Annotated in this window: 1 protein-coding gene; it reads left to right on the top strand. The window is 47.3% G+C overall.

Annotation, left to right across the window (positions count from 1 at the left end):
* The coding region (locus KIV40_RS26620) for an LruC domain-containing protein (protein ID WP_285352187.1) at positions 1 to 821 on the top strand (821 nt) is incomplete at both ends.

Below are 821 nucleotides of genomic sequence, written 5' to 3' on the forward strand. Positions count from 1 at the left end.
TGCGCAAACGCTCCTGTCATTGATGAAGACTCGAATATCGATTTTGGTGATGCACCAGACAGTTATCTAACACTGCTTAACAGTAACGGTCCTCGACATGAACTTGATGGCGTGACTTGGCTAGGTAGCGAAGCCCCAGATGGCGAACAGGATGGCTTTGTGTCTCCTCAGTCTGATGAGACAACAGGTGTCGACGACGAGTGGACTAACGGTGGTATCGGATTTGTCACCGCACTCGAAGCAGGTTTGGATTCCAAAGTAATGATAGAAGCCTCTACCACAGGTTACTTATCAGCATGGATAGACTGGAACCAAGACGGCAGCTTCGATGGCGAGAACGAGAAAGTCTTCTCTGATTATCAACTTGATGCCGGCGAAAACGAACTTTTCCTCAACGTCGATGTTAACGCATTAACTGGTACGACTTGGGCGCGATTCCGTTTCAGTCAACAAACCAACCTTGAATACTATGGCGGTTCAACATCTGGTGAGGTTGTTGATATCCAAGTCGATGTTCTCAACGATGGCGCAACTGCTCGCTATTTCCCAAGTGCATCGGGTTATGCGACGTTAGCATTCGAAGATAATTGGCCTTACAAAGCCGACTACGACATGAATGACGCAGTTCTTCGCTACCGTATTACTGAGATTCTTAAAGACGGAAAAGTCGTTAAATCAACGATTGATGGTCGCTTAGTGGCGGTAGGCGCTGACTACCTCAACGGATTTGCGGTTCGTCTGCCTAATCTTGCACCGAGTTCAGTTAACACGGCTAACTCATACATGAAAGAGAATGACGCGTTCACCACTCTTGATATGGA

It is taken from the genome of Vibrio sp. D173a, from assembly GCF_030248475.1.